We start from the raw sequence: 16,362 nt of genomic DNA, 5'->3' as shown, positions 1-16,362 counted from the left end.
AGATATTCACAGGTAATTTGCAAAGACTTGTAGTGTAAGGACCTAGGGCCTGTAAGCATTTAAGCTTGTAAGCTTGCACGCACGTATACCTGCCTACCTGTTTTCTATAGACTTAGCTCTGTTGGTTTGAGCTGTGCCATCTGTTTGCAGAACTCTTCCGGTGTTACATCGCCGGCAAGCAGCTGGGCAATCAGGTTTTTGTGCGCTTCGGCAGACTCCGCAGGCAGAATGTTATCCCACCAGGCGATGAATGAGGTAGCCGTTTTCATAATATCTGCCGCAGACAGATCAAGGGAGGACAGGCTGGACGTGTCGAGTGAATCGGTTTTCCAGCTTGGCAGACCTGCTCCAGCCAGGAAACCTTGCGTACCAAGCTGCTCACTCAGATACATGAGGAATTCCACGGCTTCCTTCGGATGCTTGGTATTCTGGTTGATGTAGAAACCATCGACGGCTCCGCCAAAGATTTCGGTATTTGTGCCTTTGCCATCCTCAAATACCGGGAACGGAATCACTTTCACTTTGCCTTTGACTGCGGAGGACGGGTCCTCAATTCCTGCATTCACCCAGTTGGCCTGGAACATCATCGCCCCGTTGCCTGCATTAAATGCCCCGAGCATCTCGTCATAGCTCATGCTGAACATGCTGCTGTTGAACGCTCCTGCTTGCGCAAGCTGCTGCATTTTGGTCGCGGCGGCAACAAAGTCGGGCGAATTCCACTTTGACGGATCTTTAAAGGCTTCCATCACCGCAGCATTACCTGCCTGACGCATCGCAATAATGTCGTACCAGTACATGCCCGGCCAGCGATCCTTTTCCCCAATCACAGCCGGGGTGATTCCTGCCGCTTTCAGCTTGGTGACTGCATCCAACAGTTCGTTATAGGTGGTCGGAATCTTGGCACCCGCCTGCTCGAACAATTCCGTATTCACGTAAAGGTTGGCGATATGGGTATACACGGGCAATGTGTAGATTTTGCCGTCCATATTGATGGCCTCCGCCATACCCGGCCCCATTCGTTCTTTGATATCGTCCGTCAGGTAACTTGAGATTTCCAGCACATTGCCGGATTTGATGTACGGCTGCATGAAGCTGCCGCCACCCATGCCATAGAACAGGTCTGGCGCTTCACCAGCTGCAATCGATGTTTTGACTTTGGTTTTGTACTGTTCTCCTGTCGTGCCCGTACGTTCAACCTGAATGTCCGGATGCTCGCTGTTCCATTTCTCAACAATCTCGGGCAGTAACTTGGCCGAAGGATCGGTATTGCCGACCGATTGATCCCACAGCGTCAGCTTGATCTTGCCGTTACTTTCCCCCTGTGCTCCGCCGGACGAACCGGATGAACATGCCGCCAGACTGCTTACAATGCCCAGAGTCAGAATTAGACTTGCTGATTTTTTTAATAGCGCTTTCATCTCTATGGACCTCCCTATGCGTTTTAGTTGGTTCTAGCCCATATTTTAGGCAAACTGTGCTTTGTTCTCCATTTAGAAAACAGGCATCGATTTGTAATATTCGAACATATGTGGAACTGGAAGTGGAAGTGAGTTTACGCTCAAACCTTCTCTGCACTCCCCCACACTCCCCATTTTTGCATTCTCGTTTTTCAGGTTTTTACATTCCGATACTCATTCATGGATCGGCCGATATGTTTTTTGAACAAGACGCTGAAATAGTGTGGGTCCGGGATGCCTACCTGCTCCCCAATCTCATATCCTTTCATATCCGTCTGTCTCAGCAGCATTTCAGCCTTCTTCATGCGGAGTTGGGTCAGATATTCCACAAATGTCTGCCCGGTTTCTTTTTTCATCAGCCGCCCCAGATGGCCCGAACTTACGTAAAAAGCAGCCGCGGTGCTGGAAAGCCCCACTTCCGCATTGCCCATATTCTCTTCAAGATAAGCCTTCACCCGGTCGATCAGATTGCCTTCCTTGGCCTGTCGCTTGGCTTGTATGACATCCGATACGGTGCGGACATGCTGCTCCAGCATGCTTTTTAGTTCGGGCAGATGATCTGCTGTAAAAATGGCCGCAACGGCCTCTTTGTTCAATGCGTGCTCTCCCTCAATCTGCTGCTCTATGGCAGCACGCTGGCACTCCGTAACCACATCCATGGCTGCCATCCGAAACTGTGAAACGTCCGAGAACGGCACAGACAACATACGCTCCAGCAACAATACGGCTTCTTCCCCCGCACCAACACTGACGTAAAATTGCAGTTGTTGGAGCAGCTGAGCATCCGAGTGGTAGGGCCTTTTCCCGCCTTCGATGACCAGATCCTCGAAGCAAATGACCTGATTTTTTCCCACAAACGCCTGATAATCGAGTGCACGACACGCCTTCCGGTATCCCACACAGGCCCTTCCCCATCCTGATTGCCATTGCCCAATCCCTACGGTCACATCAACTTCACACCCTTCGAGCTTAAGCGTATGTTGAAGTTCTTCCTGAAGCTGCTGTACCTGAACGGCAAATTCCGTATCTGCACCAAGAGAGAGCAAAACTATCCGGTTATGTGGGTCCATGACGATAATCGTTTGCGAATCCTCCGGATAAAAAGCCTGCACCTGCTTCATGCCTACCATTCGCAGCAGAATATGTATTTCCTCAGCGGGTTGTTGATGGGCTTCTGTCTGATGCTGGCTTAAATGGGGTTGATCGTGTTGTTGTTGTTGAAGCCCTCGTTGGGCTTTGTGTGTTTGGTAATATGGTTCGGATAGATGTGGATATACCTCTGGTGCAGCTATCTTCGCTTGCGGTACAGCAACCTCCACCTCCATGACTGCGATGCGCAAACCTGGTTTACCTGAAGAGATGGGAATGCCAAAGAATCGCGCCTTCTCTTGTAGTTCATCCTCAGGCATCACTTCACTTAACCATTGATTCACAAATCGCTCCCTGAGATAAGGCAAGCTCTGCTTCATTTCCTCCCGCAGCTTCTTCAGCTCGTACTCGCGCCCGATCTCCTGCTCGATTGCCGCTCGCAGCTTCACCGTAACCTGTAATAACTCAGAAGCACGAATGGGTTTCAAAATAAAATCGGATATACCCAGCTTCACACTCTGACGAGCATATTCAAATTCATCATGTCCCGTCACAACCACGATTTTTATGTTTGGGTAACGCTCCATGAGAATGCCGCTCAGTTCAATGCCGTCCATCTTTGGCATGTATATGTCCGTGAACACGATGTCCGGACGCAACAGCTCAACCTGATCCAAAGCCTCTTCAGCATCGGAGGCCTCGCCAATGATGGTCATGCCTTGCTGCTCCCAATCGATACGCATGCGCAGCAGATTTCGGATGAGGTACTCGTCATCCACAATCAATACCTTTAATGGTTCCACAGTTAATTCCATGATTCATCGGCTCCCTTCGGGATCGTTATGATAATGGTTGTTCCTTTTCCAACCTCGCTCTGCAGCTTGAGTCCATCTTCTCTGTCATAAAAAATGCGAAGCCGCTCCATCGTCCCCCATAAGCCAAAGCTTGGATTGTGTTTAGAGTTAAAGGTAGGATTAGAAGGATTAGATGAGTTAGATGGGTTAGATGGGTTAGATGGGTTAGATGGGTTCGAGCGGTTAAACCTGTTCATTTCTGTGCGTTTAACCTGTTGCACGTCTTCCTCGGACATGCCGACTCCGTCGTCAGTGATCGTTAGAAGTACTCCCTCCTTGGATCGCCGAGCTTGAATGTGTATCATGCCTGGGCTGCCTTTTGGACGAATACCATGATACAGCGAATTTTCCACCAGCGGCTGGAGCACCAGCTTGGGAATCATCACCCGTTCACAGCCTGACTCGATATCGTACTGCACCTCAAATACACCGGGGTATCGCACCTGCTGGATCGTCAGATAATTGCGTACAATCTCAACCTCCTCGTGCAGCGTAATCAGTTCACGGCCTTTGCTGACACTCAGCCGATAGTAACTTCCAAGCGCTTCTAACAGCTCACATACCTTATCGTTCATACCCGACATCGCCAGGGAGGTAATGGAATCAAGGGTGTTGTATAGAAAATGCGGCTTGATCTGCGCCTGAAGTGTATTCAGCTCTGCTCGGCGGATCGTCTGCTGCTCCTGAATGATGCGTTTTAGCATCTGGTCAATCTGCTCAATCATCTGGTTGTATCCTCCATATAGCTGTGCGAACTCATAGCTGTTTAGCTCAACCGTCACTTTGCGGAAGTTGCCGCTTGGCGCTTTCTGCATGGAACGAAGCAACTTGTGAATCGGCTTAATGACGCTGCGCGAGATGATGAACGAACTGATGAAAAAGACAGTCCCGTTCACTGCGAGTAATATTAGTGCAAGCAGCACCATGGATTTATTACGGGTATCTGTAGCCTGGTATGGGCTCATGCTGATGAATTTCCACTGATCATCACCAGCCGAACGATAGGTCACCGCATATTCCTGACCACCCGATTGCAAGGTGATGAAGCCGGAGGATTGCTCTTGAAATGTTTGTGCTAACTTGGCCCGATTGGCCTCTAACATCTCGTGCATCCCTTCCTGTCCAGAAGCCGCTGACATGGGTTCGTCGGATACAGCAGGCACAGCCTTCTTTCCATCGGTAGCGTTGGTTGCGATCACCCGCTGATGCTCATCCAGGATGGCCACCTGAAATGTATCCGGTGCAGACAGGTTGGCATAGGCCTGAGCGATGGATTTGCCCTTGATGTTCATGACCAAAAATCCAAGCGGAGACGTATCATCCAGATCCCGAATGAGGCGAATAAACGAGACCACCTCTTGTCCATCATTCTCCCCCGTCGCCGATACTCCGCTATCGTTGTTCCCACCATTCAGCCTGAGCAGATATCGTCCGTTGTGCTTCAGTGCCTGTTCGTACCACGGCGCTTCCTTCACATTCGCTTCCATAAACGTGGGCCATTCCTGTGTACCGACCGAGAATCGGTGTCCCGAATTATCGTAAATATAGACTGAATCGATAATTGGAACCGCTTGCATAAGATTGGTCAAATAAGCGCTGACCTTGGACTGTGTCTGTAAATTGGAGTACACATTGCCCTGCCGCAGCAGGTTCTGCAAGTTCGGATCGGAGAAAATCATTTTCGAATAATTGTTCACGTTCTCGATCATCAGATTAACGTTGGTCTCAATGGATGTAATCGTCTGCAATGATGCTTCATTGATCTTTCGCTGCGCATCACTTTCCGAGATTCGATTCAACACCAATGCACTGAACGCCACCGTTAGCAGAATAATGACAAAGTAGGCAAACGGGATTTTAAAGGCGAGTGTCTTGGGCTTGCGTTGAATGAACTCTCTGAAACGGGGAGTCCAATTCTTCTTCATTGCACTGGTGTTCGCTTTTGCATTTGCGTTTACTTCTGCATCGGTCTCAATATCTGATTGGGCTGTTGCTTTCACCTCTATTTTCATCTCCTTCTGTCACTACTCCTGCATCTGTTGTTGCATCTTTTGCTCTTTGATTCAATGTGACCCTCCTTTGGTTCCGATGTGTGATGGGTTTATCGGTTGGGATCGGATGACCTGTTGTGATATCCACCACTCTCTCGGATTTTATACAATTGTATATTATAGGACGGTGTATGGAGGAGGCTCAACTCTTTTTATCGCTTACGGATGGCTTGACTGAGTGAAGTAGAATGAGGCTTTGGGAAGACGATTGCTGTAAATGCTGCAGGTAGGGGCCCCCGTAATTGGAGCCGCTAGGAGTACTGCTTTATAAAATTTTGGAGGTACAGATAATAAGTTGTGGTTTGTGCCGGATGGAGAGTGATGCGGGGGAGAGGCGGAGGATCTGAATAAACAAAAGACGATGATAAACGTCTACCTTGATATGTCATACTTTTGAGCAGGATTACAGTATCTACGGGCATAATTCTTACTACTCACAGAGTGTTGATCGAGTGATTAAGGTTGGGAAGTCCATTCATGGTCTTCTCGTATGATGAATTTAAGTGTGGGGAAAATGTCGGGGCATCCTGCCCTCGGGCAGGACAAGCACAGAGTTAGTTATGGTAGGATACAGCGAATCGTGATCAAAGCGAGAATTCGGTAACTCCTTTTTTGGAGGTATATTTTAGCGTGTAGCTTCCTTCTGTGCCATATGGCATCGTAGCGATTTGGATGCGGGTGTAATCCAGCCGACTCTCTCTGAGCACTTTTTTAATTAGCGCTATGCTCCGATCCTCGTCCGTTACCACACAGAAAATGTTCATTACATATTCCTTTGGATCAGCCACACGGCTACCCAGATCACATCCATCGACCTCCCCCAAATCCGCCTGGGTCAGAACGGTTTCCAGATATTCCATCACCTTTTCCTTCAACCAATGATCTCGTTTGCTGCCCTGCGCGCTCTTCAGTGGATATTGCACCACAAGCCAGTATTTTTCACTCATTTAGCTTCACCAACCAATCTTTATATGATAGGGCATTACGTTATGTGCGGACACTTAGACGATAAGAGTTCATATCTCAGCCTTACACTCCTCCAGTTCAAAATGGGCTAGATCATTGACCTTACTGCTTTTTGGAATTGTACTGCCCTTCCATTTGCAGGATGAGGAACATGGTGATGTTTAATGAGATGGGAGCTTAACGTGTCTGCTGACTTTCTGCCAATAGCCACGATCTGAGCATCAGGATTCAGTTGCATAAGCTGTCTGGCAAATGGCAAACCATCCTCCAACTCTGCCAAAGTCGGTGTTCGATTCGTCATCCTGTTTTCAGAAGAGTGATAAGGATGAAAGGGATAGATGTTCCAAAATATAAAGTCCGTTGGTTTCCACCTTGAACTGGATAACACTTCACCCCATATAATAGATGCTGTCGGTTCTGCGAAACCATACAGTGCCTGACTTCGGTTAGATTTGACGATATTGGGCAGGCTTGTTCGAACACCCGGCTCACCTGCAAAAATCATCTGGTGATTCACCAGCGAGTGATTCCCGGTAACCATTCGCTCGGACGTCAAAGGTACGCCGGAGAACCTCGCCCCTTGATAGCCCACGGCTTCAGCAATAAAAATGTACCGAGCCTTGGATATTCTTGGTTCCAAATACCTGACCAAATGTTCAGAACGAATCTCCACCGCTTCGGGGCCGATATCATAGCCCGTCACATAATCTCTCCAAGGATTAATCACATTTACTGGCGAGACATATGCTTGCACCCCTGCAACAAACTCGCGGATCTGTTGCTGCGTTTGGCTCATGCTTTTTTGCCTCCTTTGGAAGATTACAGAGTATATTGGGCTTGCATCAGCACAGCCGAGTATCAGTAACCCACAAGAACAGGATTAGCCCAAGCAGGTATGGACTCAACACAATAGATCAATTTACTCTGTATGATTTCTGCAACAATTAAAGGCTCGTATGTATTATCAATGATGATAACCTGATCTGCGATGGCTAGAGCCGGTTTAAGGTTCTTCAATGACTGGCCATATCGATAACGAATGTCTTCTTCTGCAATCCAATGTCCACCTTGTTCAACACGAGAGGCTACACGATCTATATGCATCTGAACATCCTCAAGACCGATATAATAAACGACAATTTCATAATTGTTTTCTTTTGCTATTTCCATATGTTTTAAAACAAATGATCCGGACAATGTCGTTTCAATAGCGAAGTTTACACCACTTTTAATGAGTGATCGGATTCTTTTTACAGCTTCCTGCCAGCAGACAGGTCAGCACTGCGTGGATTCTCTGGCTTCAACTCTCTTGCAATTTGATCTGGATCAACAAGTTCACCAAGCCACTCTCTCATTTGCATGCTGAGTGTACTTTTCCCTGCTCCATTTGTACCCGCAAACACAGTCATGACTGGTCTGATTTCACTCATGATATTTAAACTCCTGCCGTTTTCCAGTAGCATCAAATGTAATTTCGAATTTATTACCGGCAGCATCCTCACGAACGCGTTTGTTGTTCTTTATATAATAAATAGAGGCACCTGATTCTTTAGCTTGTTTCCGTGCATGTTGATTTGCTTTTTTTAAAATTTCTTGGAGCTGTTCTCGATTTTCAAACATCTTGAGTCCCCCAATCTAAATTTCTGTTTATTATATCATAAACAGAAAAACCACCAACCAGAACACTGGTTAGTGGTGGATTGAAGCTGTAGCAAACTATTGCGGTATAACTTCCTCCCACTGACCATTGGTGGTTTCTTTGTAGATATGAAGGTTTCCATCATATTTTCCCTCAATAAAGTTAGAACCCGCTTCTTTCAAGTACGGATCCAAAATAACTACTCCTTCACTCAGTTAAAATTCTCACTGCGTGGATCAGCTGTCGTTGTATCACCCCGTTGCGATTTACCGTTGATACTTACACTTGCCTGTCTCACTATCCAGGTCAACAGATTTCCAGTAGAAATACCCCTTTCAGTTCTGAATCTAAAAGGGGTGGGACTAACCATCATCTAATACTCTAATATGGAAGATTTTATGCCATGAAGCTTAAAATATCGTCTTCTTGTTTCGTATCAACAGCGATTTTATTACGCTGCATTTTTTTGCAAGATGTACATTCATGTACAATTTGATATCCTTTTTTACTAGAATATTCGAGTTGAATGGGCTTCATTAATCCTTTACAACTACTTAAACGATCGCCTGGTCTATTGTCTAGGTGCTTAGAAAATAAGCAAATTGGACAATGATTTCTAAAGCTTCCGTTTGTTAATGGTTCAACATATGCATGACAGTTTTCACAACGGAAACTTGTATTTTCAGTTTTTCTACTCAACGTATCTTCCTCCAAGATGAATTATTTCATCTGAAGAAAGGGTTCCGTTTAGTTTTCCTATCACAAGATAGTTTCAGGCTTTTAAAGGGAAGTGACAAATTCACCGTCTTGTTTTGCAAAACGATTACTTCTAGTTCCTACTTCACAAAAGCATCTTTCATCTTTTGATCCGGACCACGATTGATTTTCAAGTTTTGTATCAACCACTGTAAGACGGACTTACTCCACCTTCCACTAGTAAGTGTTCACCTCTAATCACTGACAAAGGCATTCGTCCCCTAAAAGAACACGTTGGCTTTTATCCAGTAAGTGCATATAATTAGACTCCATTTCTTTGAGATAATAGTTAGTCCCATATTTAATTATAACAAAATATATTCTTAGTGAATATTTAAACAGACTATAAGCCATCACATCAACCGCACCATTCTTGTCCAAATCCACGACCGTTTCAACATTAATTAGCCTACTTTATCTCCTACAATCACAGCGGTATACTTAACAGGATACTATGAAACTTCAAAAATCGTTTTTTTCTGCTAGCTAGGTGATACGCTATCTCCTCTATGCCTGAGGTGAACAGAAGAAAATAATAAGCTGAACTAAGTAGAAGCCAGTTGCGGGGGCAACCTAAGGTGACATCAAAACTGATACTTACAGAGGGTACCGCCATGTACATCATCAGAGATATATCGTAATTGACGTCAGAGAACCCCGAAGCCCTAGAGCCAAAGCGCTTTACCCTACCACCACATATCCAAACATGCAAAAACAGCCACCGAATGGTGGCTGTCACTGATACTACTAATGGAGGCGAGGGGAGTCGAACCCCTGTCCGAAGATAACGGCACATAAGCTTCTACGGGTGTAGTCACAGTTTTGATGTCACCCGAGTATCGCCCCGTAACCGGCTATACGTTGGGTCAGCCTGATTGTCTTCTTCAGCACATCCCAGGCGGAGATGTGACAGCGTATCCCACTACTAGTTAGCCCCTATCCCTGTCACATGGGCGATGCAGGGTAGAAGCACGCACACAGTTTCTTAGGCTGCGAAAGCGTAGTTTGTTTGTTGTTTGCCGTTTAATAGGCTTTAGCGTTGATAAAGCGGACGCGTCCCCACTACCCGCTACCCATGCTCGAACTATCCCCGTCGAATCCATAAACGCCCCCTCAATGAAGAAGGGCTCCAGGATTAATCCGTGAATACGGAGCAAAGGTGCTGCACATCTTTTTCCTCCAAGGTAAAAAGATGCTTCTTTCAAACTCGGCATTCCTGTCTGCTACATGAGTAATCATAACACAGGACACGTCACCGAAATAGTATAGATTGCTGGAAGACATTCCAGCAGGCTGAGCATGTGTACAAGGTTATCCAATACAACAGGCTCAATCGTCTACATATTATACCGCGTCACCAATCGGAAGTAAAGTTTACCCAGATTGGATCACGAACAACTGCACCTAAGTATCTTACCCACGATTTAGTCAACTTACGCAACAGCTGATAATTTAGATTCACCACTTCACTTAGAACCAGGCTCCTAGCTGTTTTCTTAGTCACACATCAACAAAAATCAGCTCACTGCTCACTTCAGCAACTCACATCACATCCCCTTTCCACTAAAAATAAAAAAGCCTCAATCTTGCCCATTGCAGGACAAACCTTGAGACTCCTTAACTCGTACATCAATCTTTTATACACCTAAAGTAAAGCCTTTACGCCTAGCGCTCCACTTAACGCGCAACCTTCTGCTTCTCGCGCAGTACCCGTTGGATATCACGTTGAGCATCGCGCTTCGCGGCAGTTTCACGTTTGTCGTATTGCTTCTTACCTTTACCCAGTCCAAGCAACAGCTTAGCGTAACCGTTCCGGATATAGATTTTCAGTGGCACAATGCTGTACCCATCCTGTTTCGATAACCCGAGCAGCTTGTGAATCTGCACTTTATGCATCAACAACTTGCGCGTACGTGTCGGATCGAGCGGATTATTTCGGTTCCCTTGTTCAAAAGGACTAATATGCATATTGTGAATATGAATCTCACCGTTTCGAATCGTGGCAAATGCATCACCAATATTCGCACGGCCGTTACGAAGAGATTTGATCTCCGTTCCGGTAAGCACCATGCCCGCTTCATACGTATCTTCAATGAAGTAGTCATGGGAAGCCTTTTTATTCTGTGCGAGCACTTTACTCTGTCCATCATTCTTGCCCATGTCCTCACTCCTTCTCCGTAAAATAAGCCGGTACCATGCTCTATAGCAGCGCACCCGATGTTGCACCAAGGTACCACGTGCCAGACCCTAATTGTAGCAAGTACGGCTGTTAAAATCAAGAAAGAGGCGACCTCTGCCGCCCCTCCTCATTACACCACTTTCAGACTGTGCGAAACAACACACCGGCTGAAGTGACTATTTTCTCCAACGCTTAACCTGGAGGAACGAATTATAATCCATCTCTTCAAGTTACGTTAGCTTTATTTTTTCTTTTTCCGTACAAAAGCTGCCGTGCCGTTACCAGCTGCACCTTTGCTCTTCTTCCGCTTGCGTCGTGGTGCTCCGCCTTCCTGAGCGCCACCAGGAGTTGCATTCTCTCCAATAAATACGCCGCTCGGCGAAGTGTTTTTGCGTCCACTTCCGCCTTTGCCACCTTTACCGCCACCCTTGCCGGACTTAAAGCTTCCTTCACCGCGACCGCTGCCGCTGTTCAGGCCACTTCCTTGTCCACCGGTTGAACTAGTATCCGATCCACCCGATGTAGAGCTATAACCGCCTTTACCTGAGCCAAAACCAAAGCTCACCGCGCCTTTGCCCCGGCCAGTTGATCCGCCAGCATCACCAGCACGACGCTCACCTTTAGGCTTGCCGCCGCCTTTACCTGCGTAGCCACCGGATGAGCCTGCGCCTGCACTCGCTGCTCCACTGCGACCGCCACGTCCACCTTTGCTGCTTTCTTCCGTTGATCTGCCACCACGGCTGGCTCCAGCACCTGTCGAACTGCCTTTGCCGCCACGTGAACCGCTGAATCCACCGGGTCCACCCTTGGCACCGCCGCGTCCGCCGCCGCTACTAGGACGTCCACCTTTACCGCCACGTCCGCCACCAAATCCGCCAGGACGTTCAGCGCGAGGTTTCATATCCACCATTTCAAAATCAATCGTATACTCTTCCATGCTTACACGTGCTACACGGATCTTCACTTCATCACCGATGCGGAAGACTTTTGAGGTGCGTTCACCAATCAGAGCCATATGCTGATCGTCAAAATGGTAATAGTCGTCCGTCAGCGCGCTCAGGCGAATCAGACCTTCAACGGTGTTCTCCAGTTCAATGAACATACCAAAGCTGGTCACACTGCTGATCATACCTTCGAACTCTTCGCCTACCTTATCGAGCATGTACTCAGCTTTCTTCATTTTCTCCGTATCCCGCTCAGCTTCTACCGCCACACGTTCACGTTCCGAAGACTGCTGCGCAATATCAGCCATACGTGCTGCCAAATACTCCTGACGATTCTCCGGCAAAGCACCATTATTTTCAATAACTTCGCGAATCACCCGGTGAATGACGAGGTCGGGATAACGACGAATTGGAGACGTAAAGTGACTATAGAATTCTGCCGCGAGGCCAAAGTGACCTGACATTTCAGAATCATACTTCGCCTGTTTCATGGAACGGAGCATCATCGTACTAATAACGGTTTGTTCTTTTGTTTCTTTGATATCCTCAAGCAACGATTGAAGCGCCCGTGGATGAATCGCATTGCCACGTCCTTTGACCTGGTGTCCAAAATTCGCCGCAAAGGCGAGGAAATTTTGCAGTTTTTCCTGGTCCGGGTCTTCGTGCACACGATAAATGAAAGGAACCTTCAACCAGTGGAAATGCTCTGCCACTGTTTCGTTCGCTGCCAACATGAATTCCTCAATGATTTGCTCTGCAATCGAACGCTCCCGTTTTACGATATCTACCGGTTTGCATTCTGCGTCCACAATGATTTTGGATTCTTCAAAATCAAAGTCAACCGCACCACGGCGCATACGCATAGCACGTAGCTTCAAGGCGATCTCTTTCATCAGATGGAAATCATCAACCAGATCCTTATATCGCTCGAGCAATTCCGGCTCTTCACCTTCAAGGATTTTACGGACGTTGGAATATGTCATCCGCTCTTTGGTTTTGATCACACTCGTGAAAATGTCATGTTTTACAACCTTCATCTGGTCGTTAAACTCCATCTCACAAGACAGGGTCAGGCGATCTACCTGCGGGTTCAAACTACAGATCCCATTGGACAGACGTTGTGGCAACATCGGAATAACCCGATCCACCAGATACACACTGCATCCACGGTTGTAGGCTTCCTGATCAAGCTTGGAATTCTCCTGTACATAATAGCCAACGTCGGCAATATGAACACCCAGGCGATAGTTACCGTTAGGCAGCTTCTCTACGTTAACAGCATCATCCAGATCCTTGGCATCTTCGCCATCAATCGTGACAATGTTAAGTCCGCGCAGATCACGGCGACCCTGCTGTACAATCTCTTCATCCGTGATGGAGTCTGGTGCTTTCTCCGCCTCTTCTACCACTTCATCGGGGAAAGCTTCAGGCAGCTGATGCTTGCGAATGACGGACAAAATATCAATACCCGGCTCATCCTTATGACCGAGAATCTCGATCACTTCACCTTCGGCTGCCGCACGGCCCTCCGGATAGCTGACGATTTTTGCTACGACCTTCTGTCCATCAACCGCCCCAGCAAAATTGGTACGCGGGATGAAAATATCGCGATTAATCCGTTTGTCATCCGGAATGACAAATCCGTACACCTCATGGCTTTGGAATACACCCACGACTTGTGTCACAGCACGAGTAACAATACGAACGATCTCACCCTCCAGGCGACCGCCAGAAGGTCCTTGAGATGTGACTTTAACCAGTACCGTGTCACCATTCATCGCACTCTTCATGTCATTGGCGTGAATGTACACATCCGGGTGCTCCCGATCCTCAGGGATAAGGAAAGCGAAACCTTTGGCGTGAGCCTGTAAACGTCCACGTACCAAATCCATTCGCTCTGGCATGCCATAACGATTGTTACGGGTCAGCAAAACTTTACCGGATTCCTCCAGCGTATTAAGCATAATCAAAAAGGCTTTGAAATCAGCTGCATCTTCAATAGCGAAGTGCTGTTCCAACTCCTGATAAGTCATAGGTTTATAAGCGGTTTCCCGCATGAAGTCGAGCAGTTGTTGTTCTGTTATCATTAGTATATTCACCTCGGGAAACATAAAAGTGTAAGCAAGTCTCATCTCTTTATGTATCGGAATTATTACCATTTTCATGCAATGCAATTTCACTGTTGTGAAGAGCGTAGTAGTGCAACCATACTATCTCATACCCTAGTATACACGAATTCAATCCGGCCCATCCGTACCTCGCAAAAAAACCACAGTTGCCGGACGCTCCTTTAAAATCACGCTTTCACGTATCTCTACAGACATTTTATGCGATACACGTGCTGTACGCATCTGGCAAAGGACTACATCCGAAAATTTTCTGTACACATGACATTCATTATAGGGAGTGAGTTCGCGTAACGAATAAGCGAGGGACATACCATACATGATAGGGGTGTGTTGCATGTTAAGGAAGGAAAACCGACCAGAAGTGAGAAGAAGACCGAAAATCATGGAGTCTATAGATTAGATTGTTGGAAAAGTTTGGACGCGTAAGAATTTATTAAAAAACCCCCGTTTCTACACGAAACGAAGGTTTATCAATTAAGCCATTAGCTTAGAGCTATTCATTGAACAGCAGTTCCAATTCTTACTTGGAAACCACCGTAACAATAATAGACAAAATCATAAATCCTGCACCCAGTACCACCGTTGCACGTTGCAGGAAGAGATCCAATCCGCGCGCTTTCGTTTTACCGAAAAGATGTTCCGCACCACCGGAGATGGCACCCGCCAAACCAGCGCTTTTCCCGTGCTGCAGCAATACTACAGTGATTAGACCGATCGAGAAAACAACGAGCAGCAATTTCAAAGCAATATCCATTCTTTCCACCTCCTACCCATGTGGGCATACATCTCACCATAAAAACAGTTACTTTAATTGTAACATAGCTATGGTTGTACTACAAGTAGTACAGTTTATACAATGCCCTAAATTTCACCATCTGCGTGATCATTACGTATCCCATTACTTCGTTGCAATAAAAAAGACAAGCCGGTTACCCGGCTTGCCTGTAAAAGCTGGATATCCAGCTTATTTTTTAAGGTTGTAGAATCCTTTAAGACCATTGTATTGAGCCAATTCACCCAGTTGATCCTCAATGCGGAGCAATTGGTTGTACTTCGCGATACGGTCTGTACGGGAAGGAGCACCCGTTTTGATTTGGCCAGCGTTTGTTGCAACAGCGATATCAGCGATTGTGCTGTCTTCGGACTCACCCGAACGGTGAGAGATTACAGCTGTGTATCCTGCACGTTTAGCCATTTCGATTGCATCAAATGTTTCAGTCAATGTACCGATTTGGTTAACTTTGATCAGGATGGAGTTACCGATACCTTCTTCGATACCTCTGCCCAGACGCTCAGTGTTTGTTACGAACAGGTCATCACCAACGAGTTGAACTTTGTCTCCCAATTTCTCAGTGAGCAATTTCCAACCATCCCAGTCATCTTCGGACATACCGTCTTCGATTGTGATGATTGGGTATTTCTCAACCCATGAAGCCAGAAGGTCAACATACTCAGCGGAAGTGTAAGATTTACCTTCGCCAGCAAGTGTGTACTTACCATCTTTGTAGAACTCAGTGGAAGCAACGTCCATACCCAAGAATACGTCAACACCTGGTTTGTAACCAGCTTTTTCAATAGCTTCGATGATTGTAGTGATTGCTTCTTCGTTCGAACCAAGGTTTGGTGCGAAACCACCTTCGTCACCTACAGCTGTGTTCAAGCCTTTGGAGCTCAATACAGATTTCAGGTTGTGGAAGATTTCTGCCCCTACGCGAAGAGCTTCTTTGAAGCTTGGTGCTCCAACTGGAAGAACCATGAACTCTTGAACGTCGATGTTGTTGTCAGCATGCTCACCACCGTTGATGATGTTCATCATTGGAACTGGCAATGCTTTAGCGTTGAATCCGCCCAGGTAAACGTACAATGGCAGGTCCAGAGCGTCAGCAGCTGCGCGAGCTACTGCCATGGATACAGCCAGAATTGCGTTAGCACCCAGTTTACCTTTGTTTGGCGTACCATCCAAAGTGATCATCAATTTGTCGATACCCAGTTGATCCAATGCATCCATACCGATAACTTCTGGAGCGATTGTTTCGTTTACGTTTTTAACAGCTTGCAGAACGCCTTTACCGAGGTAACGGGATTTGTCACCATCGCGAAGCTCAACTGCTTCGTGGGCACCAGTGGATGCACCAGATGGAACGATTGCGCGTCCGATTGCGCCGGACTCCAGGTATACTTCAACTTCTACTGTAGGGTTACCGCGGGAGTCGAGGACTTCGCGAGCGTACACGTCAGAAATAATAGTCATTTGTGATAATCTCCTTTAAATTTAAATTTATTATAAATTAGGACCAC

Annotated in this window: 13 protein-coding genes and 1 other RNA gene; all 14 read right to left on the bottom strand. The window is 46.7% G+C overall.

Translation table 11 applies throughout. The features are described 5' to 3' along the window. Positions 1 to 104: 104 nt before the first annotated feature. Positions 105 to 1,418, bottom strand: coding sequence for an extracellular solute-binding protein (locus NZ043_RS10310; RefSeq protein ID WP_339311655.1), 1,314 nt, complete (start codon positions 1,416 to 1,418; stop codon positions 105 to 107). Positions 1,419 to 1,609: 191 nt separating this feature from the next. Then, positions 1,610 to 3,361, bottom strand: coding sequence for a response regulator (locus tag NZ043_RS10305; RefSeq protein ID WP_339311653.1), 1,752 nt, complete (start codon positions 3,359 to 3,361; stop codon positions 1,610 to 1,612). Next, complete coding sequence (locus tag NZ043_RS10300) at positions 3,352 to 5,400, bottom strand: sensor histidine kinase (RefSeq protein ID WP_339311651.1); 2,049 nt, start codon at positions 5,398 to 5,400, stop codon at positions 3,352 to 3,354. Before NZ043_RS10300 ends, NZ043_RS10305 begins: the two co-directional genes overlap by 10 nt. A gap of 635 nt (positions 5,401 to 6,035) precedes the next feature. Beyond that, positions 6,036 to 6,398, bottom strand: coding sequence for a hypothetical protein (locus NZ043_RS10295; RefSeq protein ID WP_133387288.1), 363 nt, complete (start codon positions 6,396 to 6,398; stop codon positions 6,036 to 6,038). Between the two features lie 107 nt (positions 6,399 to 6,505). Continuing rightward, a complete protein-coding gene (locus NZ043_RS10290) occupies positions 6,506 to 7,213 on the bottom strand; it encodes a uracil-DNA glycosylase (RefSeq protein WP_133387289.1) in 708 nt (235 codons plus the stop codon). A 62-nt stretch (positions 7,214 to 7,275) separates the two neighbouring features. Further along, positions 7,276 to 7,521 (bottom strand): hypothetical protein, encoded by a 246-nt coding sequence (locus NZ043_RS10285; protein WP_339311649.1) that lies wholly within the window; start codon positions 7,519 to 7,521, stop codon positions 7,276 to 7,278. Positions 7,522 to 7,667: 146 nt separating this feature from the next. Then, a complete protein-coding gene (locus NZ043_RS10280) occupies positions 7,668 to 7,847 on the bottom strand; it encodes a dephospho-CoA kinase (protein ID WP_240768319.1) in 180 nt (59 codons plus the stop codon). Beyond that, entirely contained in the window at positions 7,840 to 8,037 is a 198-nt protein-coding gene (locus NZ043_RS10275; RefSeq protein ID WP_133387290.1) for a hypothetical protein, read from the bottom strand. Before NZ043_RS10275 ends, NZ043_RS10280 begins: the two co-directional genes overlap by 8 nt. A 415-nt stretch (positions 8,038 to 8,452) precedes the next feature. After that, positions 8,453 to 8,755 (bottom strand): RNHCP domain-containing protein, encoded by a 303-nt coding sequence (locus NZ043_RS10270; protein WP_082763030.1) that lies wholly within the window; start codon positions 8,753 to 8,755, stop codon positions 8,453 to 8,455. An 805-nt stretch (positions 8,756 to 9,560) separates the two neighbouring features. Beyond that, positions 9,561 to 9,925: a transfer-messenger RNA gene (gene ssrA, locus NZ043_RS10265) on the bottom strand. Between the two features lie 564 nt (positions 9,926 to 10,489). After that, the gene (gene smpB / locus NZ043_RS10260) at positions 10,490 to 10,972 is read right to left on the bottom strand and encodes an SsrA-binding protein SmpB (RefSeq protein WP_036674736.1); all 483 of its coding nucleotides are present in this window, start codon (positions 10,970 to 10,972) and stop codon (positions 10,490 to 10,492) included. Positions 10,973 to 11,232: 260 nt separating this feature from the next. Continuing rightward, positions 11,233 to 14,022 carry a ribonuclease R gene (gene rnr / locus NZ043_RS10255; RefSeq protein WP_133387291.1) on the bottom strand — a complete coding sequence of 930 codons (2,790 nt, stop codon included), beginning with the start codon at positions 14,020 to 14,022 and terminating at the stop codon, positions 11,233 to 11,235. A gap of 562 nt (positions 14,023 to 14,584) precedes the next feature. Then, positions 14,585 to 14,818 carry a preprotein translocase subunit SecG gene (gene secG, locus NZ043_RS10250; protein ID WP_062837740.1) on the bottom strand — a complete coding sequence of 78 codons (234 nt, stop codon included), beginning with the start codon at positions 14,816 to 14,818 and terminating at the stop codon, positions 14,585 to 14,587. Positions 14,819 to 15,028: 210 nt separating this feature from the next. Beyond that, entirely contained in the window at positions 15,029 to 16,315 is a 1,287-nt protein-coding gene (gene eno, locus NZ043_RS10245; protein WP_076291983.1) for a phosphopyruvate hydratase, read from the bottom strand. Positions 16,316 to 16,362 lie beyond the last annotated feature (47 nt).

The organism is Paenibacillus sp. FSL k6-2145 (genome assembly GCF_037976585.1).
In the GTDB taxonomy this organism is placed as follows: Bacteria; Bacillota; Bacilli; order Paenibacillales; family Paenibacillaceae; genus Paenibacillus.
This window is presented reverse-complemented; position numbering and strand designations above follow the sequence as displayed.